This is a genomic window from Stenotrophomonas rhizophila, assembly GCF_003751305.1.
Lineage (GTDB): Bacteria > Pseudomonadota > Gammaproteobacteria > Xanthomonadales > Xanthomonadaceae > Stenotrophomonas > Stenotrophomonas rhizophila_B.
Genome location: NZ_RJKV01000001.1, coordinates 508,443 through 531,531, shown reverse-complemented (window position 1 = coordinate 531,531; position 23,089 = coordinate 508,443). Strand labels below are relative to the sequence as shown.

General features: G+C 66.1%; 22 protein-coding genes. 12 read left to right on the top strand and 10 right to left on the bottom strand.

Annotated elements, in window-relative coordinates; translation table 11 throughout:
• The first annotated feature begins 51 nt into the window (after positions 1 to 51).
• From EDF74_RS02505 to EDF74_RS02485, 5 genes are read left to right on the top strand one after another with little or no spacing between them, the layout of a single operon-like run.
• Positions 52 to 231 (top strand): Arc family DNA binding domain-containing protein, encoded by a 180-nt coding sequence (locus tag EDF74_RS02505; protein ID WP_123728653.1) that lies wholly within the window; start codon positions 52 to 54, stop codon positions 229 to 231.
• The gene (locus EDF74_RS02500) at positions 228 to 407 is read left to right on the top strand and encodes a DUF4177 domain-containing protein (RefSeq protein WP_123728652.1); all 180 of its coding nucleotides are present in this window, start codon (positions 228 to 230) and stop codon (positions 405 to 407) included. The genes EDF74_RS02505 and EDF74_RS02500 overlap by 4 nt, the downstream gene beginning before the upstream one ends.
• A 1-nt stretch (position 408) precedes the next feature.
• Positions 409 to 951: a PH domain-containing protein gene (locus tag EDF74_RS02495; RefSeq protein WP_123728651.1), complete on the top strand. Its 543-nt coding sequence runs from the start codon at positions 409 to 411 to the stop codon at positions 949 to 951.
• Between the two features lie 9 nt (positions 952 to 960).
• Positions 961 to 1,770, top strand: coding sequence for a M15 family metallopeptidase (locus tag EDF74_RS02490; protein WP_123728650.1), 810 nt, complete (start codon positions 961 to 963; stop codon positions 1,768 to 1,770).
• A 27-nt stretch (positions 1,771 to 1,797) separates the two neighbouring features.
• Positions 1,798 to 2,310, top strand: a complete 513-nt coding sequence (locus EDF74_RS02485) for a hypothetical protein (RefSeq protein ID WP_123728649.1) — start codon at positions 1,798 to 1,800, stop codon at positions 2,308 to 2,310.
• 2 nt (positions 2,311 to 2,312) lie between these two features.
• On the opposite strand, the gene EDF74_RS02480 is transcribed toward EDF74_RS02485, so the two are convergent.
• The 5 genes from EDF74_RS02480 to EDF74_RS02460 all read right to left on the bottom strand — a co-directional run bounded on the left by EDF74_RS02480 (position 2,313) and on the right by EDF74_RS02460 (position 6,694).
• Positions 2,313 to 2,987 (bottom strand): DNA-3-methyladenine glycosylase family protein, encoded by a 675-nt coding sequence (locus EDF74_RS02480; RefSeq protein WP_123728648.1) that lies wholly within the window; start codon positions 2,985 to 2,987, stop codon positions 2,313 to 2,315.
• A 1-nt stretch (position 2,988) separates the two neighbouring features.
• Positions 2,989 to 3,360, bottom strand: a complete 372-nt coding sequence (locus tag EDF74_RS02475; protein ID WP_123728647.1) for a DUF423 domain-containing protein — start codon at positions 3,358 to 3,360, stop codon at positions 2,989 to 2,991.
• 103 nt (positions 3,361 to 3,463) lie between these two features.
• Entirely contained in the window at positions 3,464 to 4,543 is a 1,080-nt protein-coding gene (locus tag EDF74_RS02470; RefSeq protein ID WP_123728646.1) for an SRPBCC family protein, read from the bottom strand.
• 313 nt (positions 4,544 to 4,856) lie between these two features.
• The gene (locus EDF74_RS02465) at positions 4,857 to 5,498 is read right to left on the bottom strand and encodes a response regulator (protein ID WP_019184539.1); all 642 of its coding nucleotides are present in this window, start codon (positions 5,496 to 5,498) and stop codon (positions 4,857 to 4,859) included.
• Positions 5,498 to 6,694 carry a sensor histidine kinase gene (locus tag EDF74_RS02460; protein ID WP_123728645.1) on the bottom strand — a complete coding sequence of 399 codons (1,197 nt, stop codon included), beginning with the start codon at positions 6,692 to 6,694 and terminating at the stop codon, positions 5,498 to 5,500. The genes EDF74_RS02465 and EDF74_RS02460 overlap by 1 nt, the downstream gene beginning before the upstream one ends.
• A 139-nt stretch (positions 6,695 to 6,833) precedes the next feature.
• Here EDF74_RS02460 and EDF74_RS02455 point away from each other — a divergent pair, with 139 nt between their 5' ends.
• Genes EDF74_RS02455 through EDF74_RS02435 form a run of 5 tightly spaced genes read left to right on the top strand, consistent with a single transcriptional unit; the run spans position 6,834 to position 9,870 of the window.
• On the top strand, positions 6,834 to 7,430 hold the full coding sequence (locus EDF74_RS02455; protein ID WP_123728644.1) for a GNAT family N-acetyltransferase: 597 nt from the start codon (positions 6,834 to 6,836) through the stop codon (positions 7,428 to 7,430).
• 15 nt (positions 7,431 to 7,445) lie between these two features.
• Positions 7,446 to 8,228, top strand: coding sequence for a septum site-determining protein MinC (minC, locus tag EDF74_RS02450; protein WP_123728643.1), 783 nt, complete (start codon positions 7,446 to 7,448; stop codon positions 8,226 to 8,228).
• A gap of 35 nt (positions 8,229 to 8,263) precedes the next feature.
• Positions 8,264 to 9,073, top strand: a complete 810-nt coding sequence (minD, locus tag EDF74_RS02445; protein ID WP_123728642.1) for a septum site-determining protein MinD — start codon at positions 8,264 to 8,266, stop codon at positions 9,071 to 9,073.
• Positions 9,074 to 9,075: 2 nt separating this feature from the next.
• Complete coding sequence (gene minE, locus EDF74_RS02440; protein WP_017355894.1) at positions 9,076 to 9,336, top strand: cell division topological specificity factor MinE; 261 nt, start codon at positions 9,076 to 9,078, stop codon at positions 9,334 to 9,336.
• 48 nt (positions 9,337 to 9,384) lie between these two features.
• Complete coding sequence (locus EDF74_RS02435) at positions 9,385 to 9,870, top strand: hypothetical protein (RefSeq protein ID WP_123728641.1); 486 nt, start codon at positions 9,385 to 9,387, stop codon at positions 9,868 to 9,870.
• A 259-nt stretch (positions 9,871 to 10,129) separates the two neighbouring features.
• Here the strand turns inward: EDF74_RS02435 and EDF74_RS02430 are convergent, their stop codons facing one another.
• From EDF74_RS02430 to EDF74_RS02420, 3 genes are all read right to left on the bottom strand, one after another.
• Positions 10,130 to 11,374, bottom strand: coding sequence for a DUF819 domain-containing protein (locus EDF74_RS02430; RefSeq protein ID WP_184997030.1), 1,245 nt, complete (start codon positions 11,372 to 11,374; stop codon positions 10,130 to 10,132).
• A gap of 174 nt (positions 11,375 to 11,548) precedes the next feature.
• Entirely contained in the window at positions 11,549 to 13,612 is a 2,064-nt protein-coding gene (locus EDF74_RS02425; protein ID WP_123728640.1) for an alpha/beta hydrolase family protein, read from the bottom strand.
• Between the two features lie 151 nt (positions 13,613 to 13,763).
• Positions 13,764 to 15,734 (bottom strand): OPT family oligopeptide transporter, encoded by a 1,971-nt coding sequence (locus EDF74_RS02420; protein WP_123728639.1) that lies wholly within the window; start codon positions 15,732 to 15,734, stop codon positions 13,764 to 13,766.
• A 177-nt stretch (positions 15,735 to 15,911) separates the two neighbouring features.
• On the opposite strand from EDF74_RS02420, the gene EDF74_RS02415 reads away from it, so the two are divergent.
• Together EDF74_RS02415 and EDF74_RS02410 are read left to right on the top strand one after the other, a co-directional pair.
• Positions 15,912 to 17,063, top strand: a complete 1,152-nt coding sequence (locus EDF74_RS02415) for a DUF1624 domain-containing protein (RefSeq protein WP_123728638.1) — start codon at positions 15,912 to 15,914, stop codon at positions 17,061 to 17,063.
• Positions 17,064 to 17,147: 84 nt separating this feature from the next.
• A complete protein-coding gene (locus tag EDF74_RS02410; protein ID WP_123729689.1) occupies positions 17,148 to 18,929 on the top strand; it encodes a peptide MFS transporter in 1,782 nt (593 codons plus the stop codon).
• Between the two features lie 36 nt (positions 18,930 to 18,965).
• Here the strand turns inward: EDF74_RS02410 and EDF74_RS02405 are convergent, their stop codons facing one another.
• Both EDF74_RS02405 and EDF74_RS02400 read right to left on the bottom strand, forming a co-directional pair.
• Complete coding sequence (locus tag EDF74_RS02405) at positions 18,966 to 20,927, bottom strand: alpha/beta hydrolase family protein (protein ID WP_123728637.1); 1,962 nt, start codon at positions 20,925 to 20,927, stop codon at positions 18,966 to 18,968.
• Positions 20,928 to 21,079: 152 nt separating this feature from the next.
• On the bottom strand, positions 21,080 to 23,056 hold the full coding sequence (locus EDF74_RS02400; RefSeq protein WP_123728636.1) for an alpha/beta hydrolase family protein: 1,977 nt from the start codon (positions 23,054 to 23,056) through the stop codon (positions 21,080 to 21,082).
• Positions 23,057 to 23,089: the final 33 nt, after the last annotated feature.

Here is a 23,089-nt window from a genome sequence, read left to right as displayed (position 1 = left end):
CGCAACCCGGCGCCGAGGGGACGGCACGGGGTGTAGATAAAGGACCCCCGCATGACCGAAAAGAAAGCGTACCCGCTGCGTATCAATGCCGACGTTCTGGCGGCGGCGCAGCGCTGGGCCGACGACGATCTGCGCAGCCTCAATGCGCAGATCGAATACGTGCTGCGTGATGCACTGCGCAAGGCCGGACGCCTTCCCAAGCCCACCACCGACAAGGAGAGCAAATCATGAGCAGGCGCTGGAGCTACCTGACCGTTGAAGTAAAGCCGGGCATGATGGGCATTGTGAAACCCAAAGACATACAGGACGAACTGACCCGGCATGGCAACCTGGGCTGGGAACTGGTCAACCTTGTCTTCGCACCGCCCCTCAATACGGCGTTGCTGATCTTCAAGAAGGAGGATTGAGATGCCTGCAGCTCAATCCTTCGAGGTTGCCCCATCGCCGGTCTGGCGACTGCTGTGGCTGTGGATTCCGCTGCTGCTCGTCGCTGGCCTGATGGTCGGCACCGCGCTGGACGCACCGGAGCGTTCGCACACCGAACTGTTCATCACCCTGCCGTTCCTTGCGGTGCTGGCGGCCGTACTGACCTGGGCCTACAGCCGGCGTCGCATCGTGCTGCATGAGGACACCCTGGAGGTGCTGTCGACCTTCTACCGCAAGCGCGTGCCGGTCAGCGCGATGCGGCTGGACGAGGCGCGTATCGTCGACTTCGCCGAGCATGGCCGGTACAAGCCTTCGATCAAGACCAACGGCTACGGCGTACCTGGCTTTCAGTCCGGGCACTACCGCATGGCCGATCGCAGCAAGGCGTTCTGCCTGATCACCGACAGCAGCCGCGTGCTGCACGTGCCGCTGCGCGATGGCAGCGCCTTGGTGATCAGCCCGGACCGCCCACGTGCACTGCTCGATGCCCTGCAGGCGCTGGCCGGACCGCCGCCCGCGCACTAAGCTGGTGACATGCGCCGATCCCCTGCCCTGCTGATCAACACCGCCGAGATCGAACTGTGGCCCGGCGGCCTGCTGCGTGCACGCGGCTCTGCCGACGCGCGCGCCTTGGCTCGCGCGCAGTGGGTCCTGCGGCGCAAGCGCGATGGGCGCTACCTCGCCGTCGCTACCGCCCACGGCGTGCTGCCGCTGGTGCCGCGCCTGATGCGCGAGCCGGGCATCGAGGAGGCACTGGATGCGCTGGACCGCCAGCTGCTGGATCGCCGCCGTGGCAGCGCGCCCGATACGGTGCTGCCCCTGAGTGGACTGCAGCATCGCCTCGAAACCCTCGGGATTGATGCCGATGCTTACGAAGCCGCGACCGGTCTGGCGCTGGAAGCCGAACCGGCTCAGCTTCACCTGGCCGGCTTCGACCGCTACCGGCGGCCACTCTGGCTGCAGCGTGACGCCGCTCGCAACTGGCAACGCCTGCGCGCGCGGGCCGCTGCCGATGGCACCGCCCTGGATGCGATCTCCGGCTACCGCAGCCACGATTACCAACTCGGGATATTCGCGCGCAAACGCAACCGCGGGCTGAGCGTGGAGGAGATCCTCAAGGTCAACGCCGCGCCGGGCTACAGCGAGCACCACAGCGGCTACGCGCTGGATATCGGCACACCCGGCGAACCGCCTGCGGAAGAATCGTTTGAGTCTACTGCCGCGTTCGCGTGGCTGGGCGAGCATGCCGGTCGCTTCGGGTTCCAGCTGAGCTACCCGCGGGACAACCCACATGGGATTGTCTACGAACCGTGGCACTGGTGCTGGCACGACGCCATACCCTGACCAGCGCGACCCACAAGGAGGGCGACCATGGACGATCAGAATCCCTACCAGGCCGGTGAGGTTCCCCCCACCCCGCCAATGGCACCGCACTGGGAACAGGTGCCGAGCGGGATCACCAGGCCAGTCACGCAGCTCTGGTTACTGGGCGCGGGACTAGCCGTGTTCACCCTCGCCACGGGCGGCTGGACGTGGGTCACGAACCGGCACGTGTTCGCCATGATGAACTTCATCGCTGCTGCGATGGTCGGCTGCGTTTACCTGGGTCTGGCAGTGGGGGTCTACAAACGCAGCCGGATTGCGGCCTGCCTGACCGCTGCGTTGTGGGCATGGGTGTTCGTGATGCATCTGAGGCAGGACACCGCAGGCCTGGCAGACACGCTTCGGAGGATGGGGATGATGCTGGTGATCGGGGTCGTGGTCCTCCGCGGCACCTTCGCCACCTTCCACCATCACCGCTACCTTGCGGCGAAGAACCGCCAGCCAGCGCGGGCACGAATCAGCGACGACCCGGCCTTCGCGCCGAAGCCACCGGCCGCGTAGCCTCACCCCTGCGAGCGGTTGGTCGTCGCCTTCGGATCCACCGTGAAATCTGCGATCCGCCACAGGTACAGGCTCGCGTAGGTCCGGAACGGGCCCCATTTCTCGCCGCGGGCGAGCAGCTCCTTCGGGGTCGGCATCCGCTCGGCCTTGTCCACGCGCTGGGCGCCCTTGCGGACACCGAGGTCGTCCACCGGCAGGATGTCCGGGCGACCGAGCCGGAACATCAGCATCATCTCCACCGTCCAGCGGCCGATGCCGCGGATCGGGACCAGCGCGTCGATGATCGCGTCGTGGTCCATCACCGACATCCGACGCAGGTCGGGAATCTCGCCCGCCGCCTCGCGACGCGCCAGGTCTCGCAGCGCCAGCGCCTTGTTGCCCGAGACCCCGCAGACCCGCAGCCCGGCATCATCGATGCGCGCGAGCGTATCGGCGTGCAGGCGGGTGCTGCCGATGGCGGTCTCCACCCGCCCGACGATGGTCGAGGCGGCCTTGCCGCTGAGCTGCTGGAACAGGATCGCCCGTGCCAGCGCATCGACCGGGTCGAAGGTCTTCGCCCAGCCGGGTTGCGCCTGGATGGGGCCAAGCCGCTTCATCCACGTGCCCAGCCGCCGGTCGCGCCGGCTCAGCCAGTCGTGCGCTTCATCGACATCAAAGCCACGGCGGTAACGGGGCATGTCAGCGCCTCAGCGCGTTCAGCCCGTAGGCCAGCCAGCCCACCATCAGGGCCGTGCCGCCAATGGGCGCCAATTGGGTACTGAGCTTCCACAGCGCGCCCGCCACCAGGCTGCCGGAGAACAGCAGCGTGCCGATCAGCAGCACATACAGGGCCAGCCGACCCAACGTGTTCTGCTGGGTCGGGCCGAGTACGGCCAGCGCCACCCCGTGCCCGAAGGCGTACAGGGCCGCGGTGGTCACATGCGACTGCGCCAGCGGGTCGGCGATGCCATGGGAGGCGTAAGCCGACAGGCCCACCGCCGTAGCCGCGAGCAGGCCGCCCAGGCCGGCCAGCAGGGAGGGTTTGCGCGTGCGTCGTTCCAGGTTGAGCATGCTTGCGTCCTTCAGACAATGCCCCGCTGCCGGAGCCAAAAAAAAACGCGCCGCAGGAAGCGGCGCGTTTCAGGTCGTGCGTTACATCACGGCAACCGTCGGATTACTTGACGGCCCAGTAGATGTCGTACGTGCCTTCCGGAGTGAACGACTTGTCCACGCCGTCCTTCCAGGACTCGTACGGACGATCGATCACTTCGTTGCCGCCGGTCACCGACCACGCACGCAGTGCGTTGCGGGCGATGTCCAGGCCGGCCATGTGGCCGGTGTAGGCCGCGTGGGCCGAACGATGCGGAGCCACATGCACGTACTTGACCGGTGCACCATCGTCGATCTTCACCGTCAGGGCTTCGGCCGTCGCGGCTTCAGCACCCTTCTTCTTGACCGGCTGGGCCACGTCGAAGGCGTACTTCTCGGCGCCGAAATCGGTGGTGATGATGCGGAACGGACCGGCGGCTTCGAGGTTGTTGGCCTCCATGACGCGCTTGATCCACTCCTGGTTGTCCTTGATGGACTTGGTGATGGTCTCCTGGCCGCGGTCCACGTTGCCGGCGGTGACGACCAGCAGGTCCTCGGCCGGGACGTCCACGATGGCCAGATCGGTCAGCGGGGCTTCGGCGGTGCGGTAGTCCACGTTCGGCACGGTAGCCAGCATGTTGGCCATGCGCGACAGACCCAGCTTCAGGTCGTCACCGGCGTGACGGCTGACGTACAGGCCAGCGTAACGACCGAACAGGTTGAACCCGTACTTGACGCTGTAGTCCTGCGTGATCTTGACGTTGCGGCCACCCTTGCCGGTCGGCTCGAGGGTGAAGTTGGTCACCTTGTCGTGGCCCTTGGTCTGGTCCTCGATGGCGATGGCAACGTGCTTGTTCTGCTCGGACTCGGTGATCACCCAGCTACCCTGGCCCAAGGAACCTTCCTTGGAGGAGTAGTCCAGGCGTGCGCCGACACCGGCAGCCGGGCCGGAGTGCTTCAGTTCAACGGCGGGATCGCGCAGCAAGAGCGGGTTCCAGTCCTTGAAGCGGCGCAGGCTGTTGACCGTGTCGTACACGATCGTCATCTTGCGGTTGGTCTCGATGCTTTCGGAAATATGGCGCTCGCCCGGCAGACATACGCCAATGATGACGAACAGGCCAGCCACGATCCCCAAGGCGATCAGGAACTCGATAATACGGGTCATTCAGGAGTCTCCGGGGCCGATCCCACGGCCGGGTTGATTGAAGCGAAGCGCCAATCCTAGCAGGCTTCGCCGGTGTTGTTGATCAGGGTTGGCACACCGGTTTCCATGTCGGCAGCGGTTTTGCATAGACAAGGAGCGGAAAGATAACGCATCGCGCGTGTCAGCACGTAGCGTATGGGCAATATTTCTTTGCCGGATTCGGCCTACGGACTCGAAAATTCCCTTGTATCGCTTGCCCTGCAAGGGTTTCGCGGGATTCAGAAATTACCGACAAACCCGTGGCCGCCCGAAGGCCGCCGCCGGGTCCACCGGCTCAGACCAGCTGCAGCTCGAAGGCCTTGAGCACTGCCCGGGTGCGGTCGCGCACCCCCAGCTTGGACAGGATGTTGGACACGTGGTTCTTGATGGTGCCTTCGGCCACGCCCAATGAATTGGCGATCTCCTTGTTGGAGAAGCCACTGGCCATCAGCCGCAGGATCTCCGTCTCACGGTCGGTCAACGGGTCCGGCCGGTCCAGGCTCACGAACTCGTTGCGCATGTGCTCCAGGCCCGACAGCAGCCGCTGGGTGACCGCCGGCTGCACCAGCGAGCCGCCATCGGCCACCGTGCGGATCGCGCCCACGAGCTGATCCAGGGTCACATCCTTGAGCAGGTAGCCCTTGGCCCCGGCCTTCAGCCCGGCCAGCACCAGCTGATCGTCATCGAAGGTGGTCAGGATGATGGTCGGCGGCAGCTGGTTCAGACGCGACAGCATCTGCAGCGCCTCCAGCCCGGACATCACCGGCATGCGCATGTCCATCAGGACCACGTCCGGGCGGACCTGCGGAACCACCTCGACTGCCTGGCGGCCATCGGCGGCCTCGGCGACCACCTCGATGCCGTCATCGAGCGCCAGCAGCGAGCGGATTCCCTGCCGCACCAGGGTTTGGTCGTCGACCAGGCAGACGCGAATCATCAACGCACTCCTTCAATGACAGCGGTCAGCATCAATACTGGCACGCCGGGTACCGAGGCGCGCAGGCGGAAGCCCTGACCCCGGCGGGTTTCGATCTGCAGCTCACCACCGCATTGTTGCAGCCGCTCGCGCATCCCGCGCAATCCGTTGCCGACCACGATGCCGTCCGCGCCGACCCCATCATCATGCGCCTCCAGCACCACGATGCCTGGCGGCTCGCGCCGGACCTTGATCCACAGGTTGCGTGCGCCGGCGTGGCGCACCGCATTGGTGATGATTTCCTGGGTGCAGCGGAGCAGCACATGAGCGCGCTCGGGGTCTTCCACGCTCAGCGGCTCATCGATGTCCAGGTGGATATCCAGCGAGGGCACCTGCTCGGTCAGCGGGCGCAGGGCCGCGGCCAGATCGATGGCGCCACTGTCGCGCAGCTGGCTGACCGCCTCGCGCACGTCGGTCAGCAGCAGCTTGGCCAGGGTATGGGCCTGATGCACGTGCTCCTGGGCCTGGCCCTCGGTGATGTGGCCCGCCACCTCCAGGTTGAGGCTGAGGGCGGTCAGGTGGTGGCCCAGCAGGTCGTGCAGCTCACGGGAGATGCGGGTGCGCTCATTGACGCGGGCGCTCTCGGCCAGCAGCACACGGGTGGCCCGCAGCTCGGTATTGAGCCGGCGCTGCTCTTCCCGGGCATCGGTCTGCTGACGCGCGACCAGGCTGGTCACGAAGATGAACATGGAGAAGCCGCCATACAGCAGCGACTGCATCACCGCTTCGAACAGCGAGAAATTCAGGATGAGGTAGTAGACCGGCAGCACCGCGAGCTGGCTGAGCAGCAGCCAGATCACGCCACCGCGCACCGGCAGCATCCACGGAATCACGCCGGCAGCGACCATCATCAGGATGCTGCCCAGCCCGGAGCCGCTCAGATAGCTCACGCCCAGCGCCGAGGCGGTGAGCAGCACCAGCATGACCCGGTCGTACCAGCGCGAGTGGCCGCCGTTGCGCAGCCCGCGGGTCAGCCAGAAGTACCCGGCGCCGAAGGCCAGGTACGCGGCGAACAACCACAGCGCCCAGGCATCGACGCCACCGCCGCGGCGCAGCAGTGCTTCGTACTGTGAATAAACCAGAGGGAGTCCGACCATGACCCAGGTGAACAGGCCGGCCAGTCGCAGTACTCGGGTGTGGCTGAGGTATCCCAACATGGACGCATAGTAGGCTGAACCTGTTCCCCTGCACTCCCACAGAAGTCATGCCTGTCGGCTCGCGGGGGGAGGCCACCCATGCAATAATCGGACCGAACGGCCCCTAGATGGGCCAACCGCGTTACCCCACGGAGTCACAATGTCGATTGTCATCCGCGACGTGCGCGAGCACGAGCTCGATTCCGTCCTGGCCCTGAACAACAATGCCGGCCTGGCCATCCTGCCGTTGGATGCCGCCCGCCTGCGTCTGTTCTATGAAAGCGCTGAGTATTTCCGCGTCGCCGAGCGCGACGGCAACCTGGCCGGTTTCCTGATCGGCTTCGGCAGCGACAGCCAGCACGACAGCAGCAACTTCGCCTGGTTCAAGCAGCAGCTGGGCAGCAAATTCTTCTATATCGACCGCATCGTGGTCGCCAGCCGCCGTCGCGGCGGTGGCGTCGGCCGTGCGTTCTATGCCGATGCGCAGAGCTACGCCGAGCTGCGCTACCCGCAGCTGACCTGCGAGGTCTTCCTGGATCACGGTGCCGATGCCGCCCTGCTCTTCCACGGCAGCTTCGGCTTCCGCGAAGTCGGGCAGAACACCATGGCCCACGTTGACGTGCGCGCCAGCATGCTGCTCAAGGACCTGTGCAGTTACCAGTGGGTGCACGACACCTACGGCGATCAGTTGCCGGATGTGCCCTGGGTGGGCCATCGCCGCGAGCCGCTGCGCGTCCAGCAGCAGACGGGGACCTGATCGGTGGCAGCGAACATGGATTTTGAACAGGCCGGTGAACTGAAGATCGGCCAGGTCGGCATCGCCAATCTGCGTATCCGCACCCTCGACGTCGACCGCCTTATCCGTGAAATGCAGGAACGCGTCGCGCGTGCGCCGAAGCTGTTCGGGCGTGCGGCAGTGATCCTGGATTTCGGCGGACTCAGCAAGATGCCGGACGTGGCGACCGCCAAGGCGCTGCTGGACGGCCTGCGCAAGGCCGGCGTGCTGCCGGTTGCGCTGGCCTACGGCACCACCGAAACCGACCTGCTCTCGCAGCAGCTCGGCCTGCCGCTGCTGGCCAAGTTCCGCGCCCAGTACGAGCGCGCCGAGGCCGAGCCGGCCCCTGCGCCCCTGCCGGTCGCCGAACCGCCACCACGCCGTGCGCGTGCCGCCGCAGCCGTGCCTGCGGCGCCGGCGCCCAGCGCGGTGGCCAGCGGAGGCGCACCCAAGCCGGGCCGCATGCAGACCGCCAACGTCCGTTCGGGCCAGCAGCTGTACGCGGAAAACTGCGACCTGACCGTCATGGCCACCGTCGGCGCGGGCGCCGAAGTGATCGCCGACGGCAGCATCCACATCTACGGTACGCTGCGGGGCCGTGCCCTGGCCGGTGCCCAAGGCAACACCACGGCGCGCATTTTCTGCCGTGAATTCCACGCTGAACTGGTCGCCATTGCCGGCCATTACAAGGTACTGGACGATGTTCCGGACTCCCTGCGCGGCAAGGCCGTGCAGGTGTGGCTGGAACAGGACCAGATCAAGATCGCTGCGCTGGACTGACGCAGCCCCCAAACAGAAGAATCAGGAGAAATCCTTTGGCTGAAATCATCGTAGTCACCTCCGGCAAGGGCGGCGTCGGCAAGACCACCAGCAGCGCCAGCCTGGCCTGCGGGTTGGCACGTCGTGGCAAGAAGGTGGCGGTGATCGACTTCGACGTCGGCCTGCGCAACCTTGACCTGATCATGGGCTGCGAGCGCCGCGTGGTGTACGACTTCGTCAATGTCGTGCACGGCGAAGCGACGCTCAAGCAGTCCTTGATCAAGGACAAGCGCTTCGACAACCTGTACGTGCTGGCTGCCTCGCAGACCCGCGACAAGGACGCACTGACCCAGGAGGGCGTGCGCAAGGTGCTCGACGACCTGGTCGCCGACGGCTTCGAATACATCATCTGCGACTCCCCGGCCGGCATCGAGAAGGGTGCGTTCCTGGCGATGTACTACGCCGACCGTGCGGTCGTGGTGGTGAATCCGGAAGTGTCTTCGGTGCGCGACTCGGACCGCATCATCGGCCTGCTCGATTCGAAGACCCACAAGGCCGAATCCGGCAAGAACGTGCCGGCCTTCCTGCTGCTCACGCGCTACAGCCCGGTACGGGTGGAAAGCGGCGAGATGCTCAGCATCACCGATGTGGAAGAAGTGCTGGGCCTGAAGGCCATTGGCGTGGTGCCCGAATCGGGCGACGTGCTCAATGCGTCCAACAAGGGCGAGCCGGTCATTCTGGACCCCGAATCGGCGGCGGGCCAGGCATACGAAGATGCGGTTGGCCGCATCCTTGGCGAAGAGCGTCCGATGCGCTTCACCACCGTGGAGAAGAAAGGCTTCTTCAGCAAGCTGTTCGGAGGGTAAGCATGGGACTGTTCGATTTCCTGAACCGAAAGAAGACTACTGCCGAAACGGCCAAGAACCGCCTGCAGATCATCATCGCGCAGGAACGCAGCCACCGCGGCGGCCCGGACTACCTGCCCCTGCTGCAGCGCGAGCTGCTGGAAGTGATCAAGAAGTACGTCAACATCGACGCTGATGCGGTCAAGGTCGATCTGGTCAAGGACGGGGAGCACGATGTGCTCGATATCTCCGTCGCCTTGCCGGAAGGCCCGCAGCAGCCCTGATCGACATCGCCCCTTCCGCGTTTGGAAGGGGCGGTTGAGCGGTAACCCATGAACGACGCTGCCCCCACCGCCGAACCGCAGGTCACCCGCGTCGGCGAAATCCGTTTCGACGATGCCCTCGCCCTGCTGGCCACACACGATCTGCACCTGCATCGTGTGGCCGATGGCGCGCCGATTCCGGGCAGCTATTGGGGCGAACCCGAAGCCGGCATCATCGGCAGCGACGTGTATGTCCGCGATGACACCCCCGTGCACTCGATGCTGCACGAAGCCTGCCACCTGATCGTGCTGCCGCCGGAGCGGCGTGCGCTGGTGCATACCGATGCCACCGATTCGGTGCCCGAAGAAGACGCCACCTGTTACCTGCAGATCGTGCTGGCCGGCAGACTGCCTGGTGTGGGCAGCGACCGCCTGATGCTGGACATGGATGCCTGGGGGTATACGTATCGGTTGGGGTCGACCAGAGCATGGTTCGAGCAGGATGCGGAAGACGCAAAGGCGTGGCTGGTCGAGCGCGGTCTTCTTCCTGCGTAAATCCGCACGTGCGGTCAGTCCCGGGCGCGTGGCGACGCGCCAATCACATAGGCGCCCGAAGGTTCATTCGGCGCGGTTCGAGCAGGATGCGGAAGACGCAAAGGCGTGGCTGGTCGAGCGCGGTCTTCTTACCGCGTAAATCCGCACGTGCGGTAACTCCGGGCGGCCCGGATTCCCGGTAGTGCCGGCCGCTGGCCGGCAACCGCCTGGACAAGTGACGCATCGCCTGGTTGCCGGCCAGCGGCCGGCACTACACGGATCAGCCCTGCCCTGCCATCGCGCGCAGGGTGATGCCCACGATGTACGCCAGATACGTGCCCGTCGCGTAGCCCATCGTGCCCAGCAGCACGCCCACCGGCGCCAGCGAGGGATGGAACGCCGCCGCGACCACGGGCGCGGACGCTGGCCCGCCGATGTTGGACTGCGAACCGATCGCGAAGTAGAAGAACGGCACCTTCAGCGCGCGTGCCAGCGCCCACAGCAGCACGATGTGCACCGCGATCCAGATCAGGCCGAGCAGGAACAGCCACGGGCGGTCCAGCAGCGCCAGCAGGTCCATCTGCATGCCGATGCAGGCGATCAGGAAGTACAGCAGCAGCGAGCCCAGCTTGGAGGCGCCCGCACCTTCGAGGTTGCGTGCACGGGTGAAACTCAGCGCCAGGCCGCAGGTGGTGGAGATCACCACCACCCACACGAACGGTGCGTCCAGACTGAACTGCGAGGCCCAGGCGACATGCCCTTTGAACCACGCCGAGACCGGCCCGGCAATCGCATGCGACAGGCCGACCACGCCGAAGGCAACACTGACGATCAGCATCAGGTCGGTCAGGCTGGCCACGCGCTCGTGCTGGGCCTGGAAGGCCTGGATGCGCAGCTTGAGCGCATCGATGCCGGAGGTATCGGCACCACTGCGGGCATCGATCTTCGCCGCGCGCCCGGCCATGAAGATCAGCACGGCCATCCACACATATCCAACACCGACATCGACCACCGCGAACTGCCCGAAGGTGGTCGCGTTGACATCGAACACTTCACGCATGGCCAGCATGTTGGCGCCGCCGCCGATCCAGCTGCCGGCCAGCGCCGCCATGCCCGCCCAGGTATCGCCGGCGACGGTGGCCGGATGCAGCCATTTCATCAACTGGAAGGCGACCACGGCGCCGATCATGATGCTGAGCGAGGCGCCCAGGTACATCACGATCAGTTTCGGGCCCAGCCGCAGGATGCCCTTGATGTCCACGGCCAGGGTGAGCAGCACCAGGGCGGCGGGCAGCAGGATGTCGCGCGCGATCGGGTTGTAGAGCTGTGTGTTCTGGCCGTCGATCAGCCCAACCGTGTTGTACACGCCGGGAATCATGTAGCACAGCAGCAACGCGGGCACGTAGGTGTAGAAGCGCTTCCACAGCCCCTGCTCGCGCGAGGCCGTCCAGAACACGGCACCGAGGGTGGCGGCGATCAGGCCGAAGACGACGATGTCGTTCTGGATCAGGGCAGGTGCTTTCACGGAGATGGGGTGCCTGGGTCGTGCCGGCCGCGGGCCGGCAACCTCATGAAGACTGAAAGCGCGGTGCAGATGCCGGCCAGCGGCCGGCACTATGGATGAAGGTACAGATGCCGGCCAGCGGCCGGCACTAGCGATGAAAAAGCGCCGCCCCTGGGGGCGGCGCTTCAAACCGGCTTAGTCGCCGATGTGCTGCTTCAACCAGCCGTTGACGGTGTCGTGCCACTGCACGCTGTTCTGCGGCTTGAGCACCCAGTGGTTCTCGTCCGGGAAGTACAGGAACTTGGACTCGATGCCCTGGCGCTGCGCAGCGGTGAACGCGGCCAGGCCCTGCTCCACCGGAATGCGGTAGTCGAGCTGGCCGTGCACGATCAGGATCGGCTTCTTCCAGTCGGCCACGTGGTTGACCGGGTTGAACTTCTCGTAGCTGGCGGCCTTCTCGTACGGCGTGCCCCCCTGCTCCCACTCGGTGAACCACAGCTCTTCGGTGGCGTAGCCCATCATGCGCTGGTCGAACACGCCGTCATGATTGACCAGGCACTTCCACGGCTCGTTCCAGTTGCCGGCGATCCAGTTGACCATGAAGCCGCCATAGCTCGCGCCCAGGGCACACGCCTTGTCACCGTTGAGGAACGGGTACTGCTTCTGTGCCGCGGCCCAGCCCTTCTGCAGGTCTTCCAGCGGGCGGTCGCCCCAGTGCTGGCTGATCGCATCGGTGAAGGCCTGGCCGTAGCCGGTGGAGCCGTGGAAGTCGATCATGACCACCGCGTAGCCCTGGCCGGCGTAGGTCTGCGGATTCCAGCGGTAGCTCCAGCCGTTGCCGAAACTACCCTGCGGGCCACCGTGGATCAGGAACGCGACCGGGTAGCTCTTGCCTTCCTGGTAGTTGTACGGCTTGACCACGTAACCGTGCACGGTCTCGTTGTTCCAGCCCTTGAACTGGAACTGCTCGTAATCGCCGAAGGCGACGTCGGGCAGCATCTCACCGGCGCTCGGCGTGATCTCGCGCGGGTTCGCACCATCGAAGGCGGCCACGATGATCTGATCGCCGCTCTTCAGACTGTTCTTCGTATACGCCAGCGTGGTGCCGGCGATCACCGGCGAGCCGATGCTGCCGCCGTCGGCCACCACTTCAGCGGTGCCGGTGGCGATATCGACGCCGAACAGGCGGTGCTCGCCCATGTCGTCGGCGCTGGTGTAGATCAGCGTGCCGTCACCGGACAGCACGATCTCGCCGGCCGAACGATCCCACTTGGGTGCGATCTCGCGGGTCTTGCCGGTGGCCACGTCCATCGCCATCAGGCCGAAGCGATCCGCTTCGAAGCCCGGGCGCTTCATGGCGCGGTAGTACAGGGTCTTGCCGTCGGCGCTGAACACCGGGCCGGCATCCCAGGCCGGGTTGGCCGCGGTCAGGTTGACCGGCGCCTGCTTGCCCTCGGCATCCAGACGGTACAGGTCGAAGTTGGTCGACCACGGCTCCTGCTTGCCGGCCACGCGGATGGCCGCGACCACGCTCTTGCCATCGGGCGACCAGGTGAAGTCGTCGTTGCCACCGAACGGTTTGGACGGCGCATCGCCGGCCAGCGTCGCGCTGATCGCCGAGGCGCCCTTCACCGCAGCGGCCTTGGCCACCGGCAGCGGCGCCACGAACAGCGTGTTGCGGCGGCCATCGGCCCAGGTGTCCCAATGGCGCACGAACAGAGTGTCGAAGACTTCACCGGTGTTCTTGCGTGCCTTGTGCGCGTCCAGCTTCTTGCTGGTGCAGGCCAGATCCGAACCGCAGTCCTGGAACACGCCGCTGCTGAAGGCCACGCGGTCACCTTGCGGGGAGACGTGGAAGCTGTCCACATCGACCGGGAAATCGGTCAGCTGGCGCGGGGTGCCGCCGGTGGTCGGCTGCGCGTACAACTGCTGGCTGCCGTTCTTGGCGCTCAGGAAATATACGGTCTGGCCATCGGCCGACAGCGCGGCGGAATTGACGTTCCAGCCGGCCGGGGTCAGCGGCTTGGGCGGGGCCAGGTCACGCGTGCGCAGGTTGCGGATGTACAGGCCGGTGCTGGCCTTGCTGTCGGTGCCGACCACGCGCTTGGCGAAGATCACGTTGCCGCCATCGGCGGTGAGCAGCGGGCTGGAGACCCGATCCAGCGCGATCATGTCGCGCACATCCAGGCCACGCGTGGCCGCCAGCGAGGGCATCGCGGTCAGCAGGCACAACGGCAGCAGGGCGTAACGAAGTTTCATCGGGGTCTCCGCGGAACGGCAAAACGCCGATGTTAGGGCCGCAGGGGCCACCCATGCAAAGGCCATCGGTCATGCCGGCGGATCGGCAGGAGGCGGAAACGACAAACCCCGCCGGAGCGGGGTTTGTCGTGACGCAGACCGGGGTCGCCTGTTAGACCGAACCCACCGCGCGCTTGCCGGTGCGATAGATCAACCAGCCGACCAGGAACAGCACGGCCAGACCGATCCACTGCGCGCCCGGCAGGTGGAACGGCAGCGCCAGCACGTCCGCGCGGCTGCTGATCACGATCGGCACCGCGATGGCGATGCCCATCAGGGCTTCACCGGTGATCAGGCCGGCGGCGAACAGCACGCCCGGCTTGTGCACGCGGTCGCGACCTTCTTCATCGTCGCCGCGGATCTTGTGGAAGCGCTCCACCAGGTAGGCGATCAGGCCGCCCAGGAAGATCGGCACCATCAGTTCCAGCGGCAGGTAGATGCCGATCGCAGCGGCCAGCACCGGCACGCGGAAGCGGGCATTGCGCGACTTCAGCCAGCTGTCGAAGGCGATGATCGCCGCGCCCACCACCGCACCGATGCCGATGAAGGTCCACGGCAGCTCGCCGCCGAACAGGCCCTTGGCCACCGAGGCCATCAGGTTCGCCTGCGGCGCGGCCAGTGCGTTGGGATGCAGCTCGGACTTCACGCCGATGCCGTAGGCGGTCGCCAGCAGGTTCAGTACCGGAGCCATGATCAGCGCGCACGAGAACGCACCGATGCCCAGCATCAGCTGCTGCTTCCACGGCGTGGCACCGACGATGTAACCGGCCTTGAGATCCTGCAGGTTGTCACCGCCGACCGCGGCCGCGCAGCACACCACCGCGCCGATCATGATCGCGGCCACCGCACCCAGCGGTGCCCCGCCGACGCCGACCGGGGTCAGGCCATCCTTGCCGAGCAGCAGCACCAGCACCGCCGAGGCGAACAGGATGGTGGAGATGGTGATGCCCGAGACCGGGTTGTTGGACGAACCGATCAGGCCGGCCAGATAGGCCGAGACCGAGACGAACAGGAAGCCGGCCACGATCATGATCAGCGTCATCGGGATCGAGACGTGCCACTGGCCCACGATGGCCTGGTACAGCGCCAACAGCGGCAGGGTGAACACGACCAGGGCCACCAGCATCCACTTCATCGGCAGGTCGCGCTCGGTGTGCGCCAGCGCCGGGCCACCGCTCTTGCGGGCCGCGGCAAAGCCACTCTTGACGCCATTGAGCAGCGACTTGCGCAGCGAGATCAGGGTCCAGACGCCACCGATCAGCATCGCGCCCACGCCCAGGTAACGCATCTTCGCGCCCCAGATGGCGAAGGCGGCCTCGGTGGAGCTGGCCGTGGCGATCGAGGCCGCCAGCGCCGGATCGGTGTTCATGAAGAACATCTGGTACAGCGGAATGGCGATATGCCAGGTCAGGATCGAGCCGGACACCACCACGATGCCGACATTCAGGCCGACGATGTAGCCCACACCCAGCAGCGCCGGGGACAGGTTGGTGCCGATGAAGGCGGTGATCTTCGAACTGCCCACGTAGGCCGAGGTGGCCCAGGCATCCGGAATGAGGCGCAGGCCGCTTTCGGCCGCCAGCTTCACGAAAGCGCCGATCACCGCCGACACGGCCAGGATCTTCAGGCCCGGGCCCGGGTTCTCACCGGCCTTGAGCACTTCGGCGGCCGCCTTGCCTTCCGGGAACGGCAGCGGATCTTCCACGATCATCGAACGCCGCAGCGGCACAGAGAACAGCACGCCCAGCAGACCACCCAGACCGGCGATGCCCAGCACCCACCAGTACTTGAAGTCCGGCCAGTAGCCCATGATCACCAGCGCGGGAATCGTGAAGATCACGCCGGCGGCGATCGACGAACCGGCCGAAGCACCGGTCTGGACGATGTTGTTCTCCAGGATCGTGCCACCGCCGAGCAGGCGCAGCACCCCCATGGAAATGACCGCGGCGGGAATGGCGGTGGCGATGGTCAGGCCTGCGAACAGACCGAGGTAGGCGTTGGCGGCCGACAGAATCACCGCCAGCACGATGGCAAGCACCACCGCGCGGAAAGTGAGCTGGCGTGGCGCAGCGTCGTTGTTCATGGAAGCCCCTGCTGGCAAAAAATCCCTGCCACGCTAGCGTTCATGTACGGGCAAGTCCAGCCTGTTGACCTTCGCGTGCCGCCGCAGCCGCGACCCGCCGGACTCGGCAACGTTCAAGGCCGGGCCCATCCACTTTAGTTATGTTATATCCTATCGCACCGAACAACCGGCGCTGCTGTGACGTATTCCCCCACCTCCCGCCTGACCTCCATTGACCAACTGCGCGGCACCGTCATCGTGCTGATGCTGCTCGACCACGTGCGCGAAACCTTCCATATGCACCAGCAGGTCGGCGACCCGATGGTGGTCGACCAGGTCGAACCGGCGCTGTTCGTCAGCCGGCTGCTGGCGCATCTGTGTGCCCCGGTGTTCGTGCTGCTGACCGGCCTGTCGGCCTGGTTGTACGCCAGTGGCAAGCCGGATGGGCGCCGGGCTGCGTCGGCGTTCCTGCTCAAGCGCGGCCTGTTCCTGGTGGTGCTGGAGCTGCTGGTGGTCAATTTCGCGTGGACGCTGCAGTTCCCTCCCAGCGTGATGTACCTGCAGGTGATCTGGGCGATCGGCATCAGCATGATCGCGCTGGCCGGGCTGCTGTGGCTGCCACGCGGGGCGCTGGCGGTGCTGGCGGTGGCCGTGATCGCCGGGCACAACCTGCTCGATGGCGTCCGCGTGCAGGGCGACGGGGCCCTGGCCGTGCTGTGGAAGGTGCTGCACCAGCGCGACTGGATCGCCGTGACCGACGGGCTGCGCCTGCGTACGTCCTACCCGGTGCTGCCGTGGATCGGCGTCATTGCGCTGGGCTGGGTGATCGGCCCGTGGTTCGCGCGCGGCGGCGATGCCCTCCTGCGCCAGCGTCGCCTGTGGATGGCCGGCGCCGGTGCGCTGCTGGCGTTCGTCATCCTGCGGGCGGTGAACCTCTACGGCGACAGCCCGTGGCAATCTTTCGCCACACTGGGCAGCACCCTGATGAGCGTCTTCAATGTCACCAAGTACCCGCCTTCGCTGCTGTTCCTGCTGCTGACCCTGGGCATCGGCCTGCTCTTGCTCCGCCTGTACGAGCAGCCGCGCGTGGCCCGGACGCTGGCGCCGCTGGCCGACATCGGCGCGGCACCGATGTTCTTCTACCTGCTGCACCTGTACGTGCTGAAGCTGCTGTACGTGCTGGCCGAAGCACGCTGGGGGCACACCCACGGCGCGTATTTCGCCGTGGACCACGTGGCAAGCCTTTGGGTGATCACCGCGGTGCTGGCACTGGCGCTGTACTGGCCGACCCGAGCGTTCGCGCGATTCAAGGCACGGCGGCGGGATCTGGCCTGGCTTCGCTATCTGTAGACAGCGGAGCGGCCAGACCCGGCACGGATACCCCGTCACCCCGGGCCTATACTCGCCCCCTTGTCCGCCCTGCCCGATCCCTCGATGACCGCAGCCGCCCTGCCCGCCTCCGCCGCCTCCACCTCCACCGCGACCGACGACTTCCTCGGCCATCCCAAGGGCGTCTACATCTGCTTCTTCACCGAGATGTGGGAGCGGTTCTCGTTCTACGGCATGAAGGCGCTGTTGCTGCTGTATCTCACCAAGTACCACCTGTTCGGCGACAAGGCCGGCCTGGATCTGCTCGGTGCCTACGGTGGCCTGGTCTACTGCATCCCGGTGTTCGGTGGCCTGCTCGCCGACCGCTGGCTGGGGATGCGCAAGGCGGTGGTCTTCGGTGGCGTGCTGCTGGTGCTCGGCCACCTGGGCATGGCGTTCGAAGGGCACGCGGCGGTCCGTATCGACGGCGCCGTGGTACGCGATGACGCGGCCCTGGGCATCACCTACCTCTCGCTGGCCCTGATCATCATGGGCGTGGGCTTCCTCAAGCCGAACATCTCCACCATCGTCGGCAAGCTCTACCCGGAGAACGATCCCCGCCGCGATTCGGGCTTCTCGCTGTTCTACGCCGGCATCAATCTGGGCGCGCTGTTCGCCTCGCTGGTGTGCGGCTTCCTCGGCGAAGCCTATGGCTGGAAGTACGGCTTCGGTGCGGCCGGTATCGGCATGGTGATCGGGCTGGGCATGTTCCTGTGGGGCCAGAAGTATCTGCAGGGCCACGCCGAACCGTCCGATCTACCCGCCCTGCGCCAGCGCGTCCTGGGCATCCGCCGCGAATGGCTGATCTATGCGGTGGCCGTGCTCGGCGTGATCCCGGTCGCTGCCTTGATGTGGGCCGCGGCCAACGGCGCGTTCGCGCTCGGTGGTGAAATCAGCCTGGCACTGATGCTGATGATCGTCGTGCTCGGCGGCGTGCTGGTCTGGTTCGCGTGGTTCACCGGTACCCGCTGCACGCCGGTGCAGCGCCAGCAGATGATCGCGCTGATGGCGTTGATCTTCATGGCCCTGGTGTTTTTCACCCTGTACGAGCAGACCTACGGCTCGTGGGTGACCTTCACCGATCGCCTGCTGACCAAGGATCTGGTGCCGTCGCTGGTGATCCAGGGCGGCACCCCGCTGCCCTGGTCGATCGCCTCGCTGCTGCTGGCGCCACTGGGCTTCGTGGTGGCCGCGCGGCTGTCGGAGCGGAACCCGGGTTCGTCCGCGCCGCGCAACCTGTTCATCGCCATTGTGGCGGCGATGCTGGTGATGCTGATCCGCGACTGTCTGGTGATCCCGCAGACCGCCGGCTCGCTGACCTACCTCGGCGGCCTGTTCCTGGTCGTACTCGCGCCGCTGTTCGCGATGCTGTGGGCGTGGCTGGACCGTCGACGGATGGACCCGTCCAAGCCGGTCAAGTCTTCGATCGGGCTGATTTTCGCCGCGCTCTCGTTCGTGCCGCTGGCCCTGGCTGCCCAGCACGTCGGCGCGACCGGGCAGATGGCCAGTGTGTGGTGGCTGGTGCTGGCGTATCTGATCCTGGAGATCGGCGAGATGTGCCTGTCGCCGGTCGGCTTGTCGGCGGTCACCCAGCTGGCCGCACCGCGTGTGGTCAGCCTGATGATGGGCACCTGGTTCCTGGCCACTGCGTTCTCGGAAACGCTGGCGGCGCTGTTCGGCAAGCTCGCCGCGATCGAGGTGCCGGAAGGCCAGACCATGGATATCGCCAACGCTGCCGCCAGCTACGAACACCTGTTCTGGCTGCTGATGTGGATCGGCCTGGGCTGCGCGGCCGTCGCGCTGGCCTGCTCGCCGCTGCTGAAGCGGATGATGCACGGGGTGAAGTAACTGCTGGGCGACAGCCACACGGCCGTCGCCCATCGATCACGGTGCGTTGTCCTTGCCGGCCACGGTGCTGGCCGATGCGGTTTTGCCTCCCAGGCTGCGCGACAGGAACGCCAACAGCCTGGTGTAGTACTCGCGCTGGTGCGCCTGCGTGTAGAAGCCGTGGCCTTCGGTCGGGTAGTACAGGCTCTCCACGGGCGTACCCGCGCGCTTGAGCGCGGCTTCCATCTTTTTGGTGTGCAGGATCGGCGCACGCTCGTCTTCGCCACCGGCCGCCAGGAACACCGGCACGCGGACCTGATCGGCCAGATTCACCGGTGAACGCGCCGCCAGTGCATCGGGCGCGCCCAGCCACTCACGCAGATAGGTCCGCCCGGACCGGGCATCGCGGATATCTCCACGCGCATGCATCATCGGCAGGTCATAGACACCCACATAGCCGGCGGCACACTGGTACAGCCCGGGCTCGCGGATCGTCCCCATCAGCGCCGCGTAGGCGCCATAGCTGGCACCGTAGATGCAGATGCGGTTCTTGTCGGCCACGCCCTGCGCGATCGCCCAGCGCGTGGCATCGGTGACATCGTCCTGCATCGCCGCGCCCCACTGCTGCCGGCCCGCCTGGGTGTGCGCGCGACCATAATTGGCGGACCCGCGGAAGTTGACCTGCAGCACGGCATAGCCTGCCGCCGCGAGCAACTGCGTCTCCCGGTCGTAGCTGCCGTCGTCGAAGACACCGATCGGGCCACCGTGCGGCACCACCACCATCGGCAGGTTGCGATCCGTGCTTCCCTGTGGAATCGTCAAAAAGCCATGCAAGGGCAACCCGTCGCGCGCGGTCAGCGCGAAAGGACGCACCTCGGCAGTCTGCCTCGGGTCGATCCACTGGCTGCGGCTGGTCAGGTGCTTGGCCACCTTTCCAACCGTGTCGTACAGATAGAAGTCACCCGGGTTACGGCCCGACCAGGTTTCCACCAGCACGGTGCGGGCGTCGCGGGTGCTGGAGGTGACGTACACCGGGCCATCGAACGCCGCCTGCAGGCTGCGGTACAACCGTGCAGTGCTCGATGCAGGATCGAAAAAGCGTGTCGTCGGCGCATCACCCAGATAGAGGGCGCCCACCGGCACGCGTGATCCCGGCTGATAGATCACCCGCGCGGGATCGACCACGTCATCACGTAGAAGCGTTTTCCGCTCGCGGGTCTGCGGGTTCCAGCTGACGATCGCATCCGGCCCCTTGGGCTGCTCGATCCACAGATAGGCCAGGCTGCCATCGGCGGAGAAGCCCAGGGGAATCTCCACGCGCTGGTTGACGGCCTCATCGTTGAGCATTTCCCAATCGGTACCGCCGCGGGTGCGGTAGTACAGCTTCTTGACGTTGTCCGAGCCGGCACCCAGCGCGAAACGGACCTCGCCGGCATTGTCTGTGACGAAGTCGGCGCGTTGCACCGGCGATCGCGCCACGACGATGCGTCGCCCGGTGACCACATCCAGGCGTTCGATACGGGTATGTGGATTCTCGGTAAAGGGCCAGACCGCGATCAGCGCATTGCGATCATCGTCCACCAGTTCGTCGGTGAGGAACGCCGCGACCGCCCCCTGGTTGTAGCCCTGCACGCGATAACCGACCAGCAGCTCGCCGCCCTTGCCATCGGCGTTGATGCCATACAGCTCGCCCGTGGCCTGCGGCTCATCCAACCGTCCGGACTTCTGCGCCAGGCCGATCACGAGCCGCTCGTTGCTGACCCAATCGAAGCTGCCGGCATGGTTGTTGCGCGGTGGCCGGAACGAACCGATCAACGTCATGTCCGCCGCACGCAGGATGGCGACGGCGGTGGCATCCTCGAGCGGAATCGTCGCCGCGACATACTCCCCGCCCGGCGAGATCTTGATGCTGTTGAACGCATCCTCACGCAGAAAACGGTCCAGCTCCACCGCGTCGGCCCCCGCCGACAGCCACGCACATCCCACGCCCAACAGCGCGGCCAACCATCGCTTGCGCATCCTTCCCCCCGGTCCCGGACACCCTGTCCGGCTGGCCGATTCTAGACAGAACGGTGTTGCGCCGACCAGTGGCCTGGCGCGACCGCGGAAATGGCAACGGCACCCGAAAGTGCCGTTGCCCTGTCAGCCCATTGCGCTGGCCGCGGTGACGGTTACGGTTGCGCCACCGCCGCCGCAGCCGTGCTGGCCGTCTCGCCGCCCAGGTGGGCGGACAGGAACGCCAGCAGCTTGGTGTAGTACTCGCGGCGATGCGGATCGGTGTAGAAACCATGCCCTTCGGTGGGGTAATACAGCGATTCCACCGGCACGCCCGCCTTCTTCAGTGCCGCCTCCATCCGCTTGGTGTGCTGGATCGGCGCACGCTGATCTTCGCCGCCCGCCGCCAGGAACACCGGCACCTTGATCCGGTCGGCCAGGTTCACCGGCGATACCGCGGCAAGCTGCGAGCGGTCACCGATCCACTCCTTCAGATAGGTTTCGCCCGAGCCGCGGCGCTGGATGTCGCCGGTGGTGAACATCATCGGCAGGTCGTAGACCCCCACGTAGCCCGCTGCACATTTGTACAGGGTCGGCTCCTTGGCCACGCCCATCAGCGCCGCGTAGCCACCGTAGCTCGCACCGTACATGCAGATCTTCGATCCATCGGCGATCCCTTCGGACACCGCCCAGCGCGTGGCGTCGGTCAGATCGTCCTGCATCGTGCCACCCCACTCCCGGCCACCGGCGTGGGCGTGCGCCCGACCGTAGTTGGACGAGCCGCGGAAGTTGACCTGCAGCACCGCGTAACCGGCCGCCGCCAGCAGTTGGCTTTCCATGTCGTAGGCACCGTCGTCATGGACGAAGAACGGCCCGCCATGCGGCATCACCACCATCGGCAGCCGCTTGCCCTCACTTCCCTTGGCCCGGGTGACAAACCCATGCAGCTGCAGACCGTCGCGGGCTTTCAACGCGATCGGTTGCACTACGGCCGATTCGGCCGGGTCCACCCACTGGCTGCGGCTCACCACCAGATCCGCCGTCTTGGCCTGCGTATCGAAGACATAGAAATCGCCGGGATTGCTGCCGGACCAGACCCGCACCATCGCCAGCGTTCCGTCGCGCGAGGACGAGGTCACGAACACGGCCTGCCCCGGGAAGGCCTGCTCGAGGCTGCGCTGCAGGCGGGCATCGGCCGAGGCTTCATCGAAGAATCGGGTACGCGGCGTGTCGCCCTGGTACAGCGCCCCGATCGGCACCGAAGTACCGCGCTTGTAGATCACCCTGGCCGGGTCGACCACCTCATCGCGCAACAGCTCACGACGCTCGTCGGTCGCCGGGTTCCAGGACACGATCGCATCCGGGCCACGCGGCTTCTCGACCAGCAGGTACGCCACGCTGCCATCTTCGGAGAAGCCCAGGGGCTGCTCGATGCGCTGGCTGACATTCTGGTCGTTGATCATCTTCCAGGGCGCGCCCGCACCCTCGCGGTAGTACAGCTTGTTGACGTTGTCCGAACCCGCACCTCTGGCGAAGCGCACCTCGCCCTTGCCGTCGGCGACAAAGTCGGCGCGCTGCACCGGCGCGCGCGCCACGGTGTTGCGCTGGCCGCTGATCACGTCCAGCCGTTCGGCCGTGGTGAACGGATCGTCCGAAAACGGCATCACCTTGACCAGTACACGGCGGTCATGGTCGGGCAGCGCGTCGATCACGAACGCGGCCACCGCCTCCACCTTTTTGGGCTGGATGCGGGTACCCGGCCCATTGCCCTGGACACGGTAGCCGATCAGCAGATCGCCCCGGCGACCATCGGCATTGATGCCGAACAACTCACCGGTCAGCTGTGGCTGATCCAGCGAACCGAACTTCTCTGCCAGGCCGATCAGCACGCGCTGGTCGTTGACCCAGTCGAAGTCATTGGCATGGTTGTTCTTCGGGGGTACGAACGACCCCATCAGCTGGCTGTCGGCGCGGCGCATGATGGCCAGGCCGGTGCGGTCCTCCATCGGAATGGTCGCCGCATAGAACTCGCCCGTGGGCGAAATCTTGATATCCGTAAAAGCATCCCGGCGCAGATAGTGCTCCAGATCCACCGCACTGGCCTGCCCGGCCAACAGCACTACACACAGCCCCCAGAGGCGTACCCGTTTCATCCTTCCCCCATGCTCCATTGGACGTCATGTCCG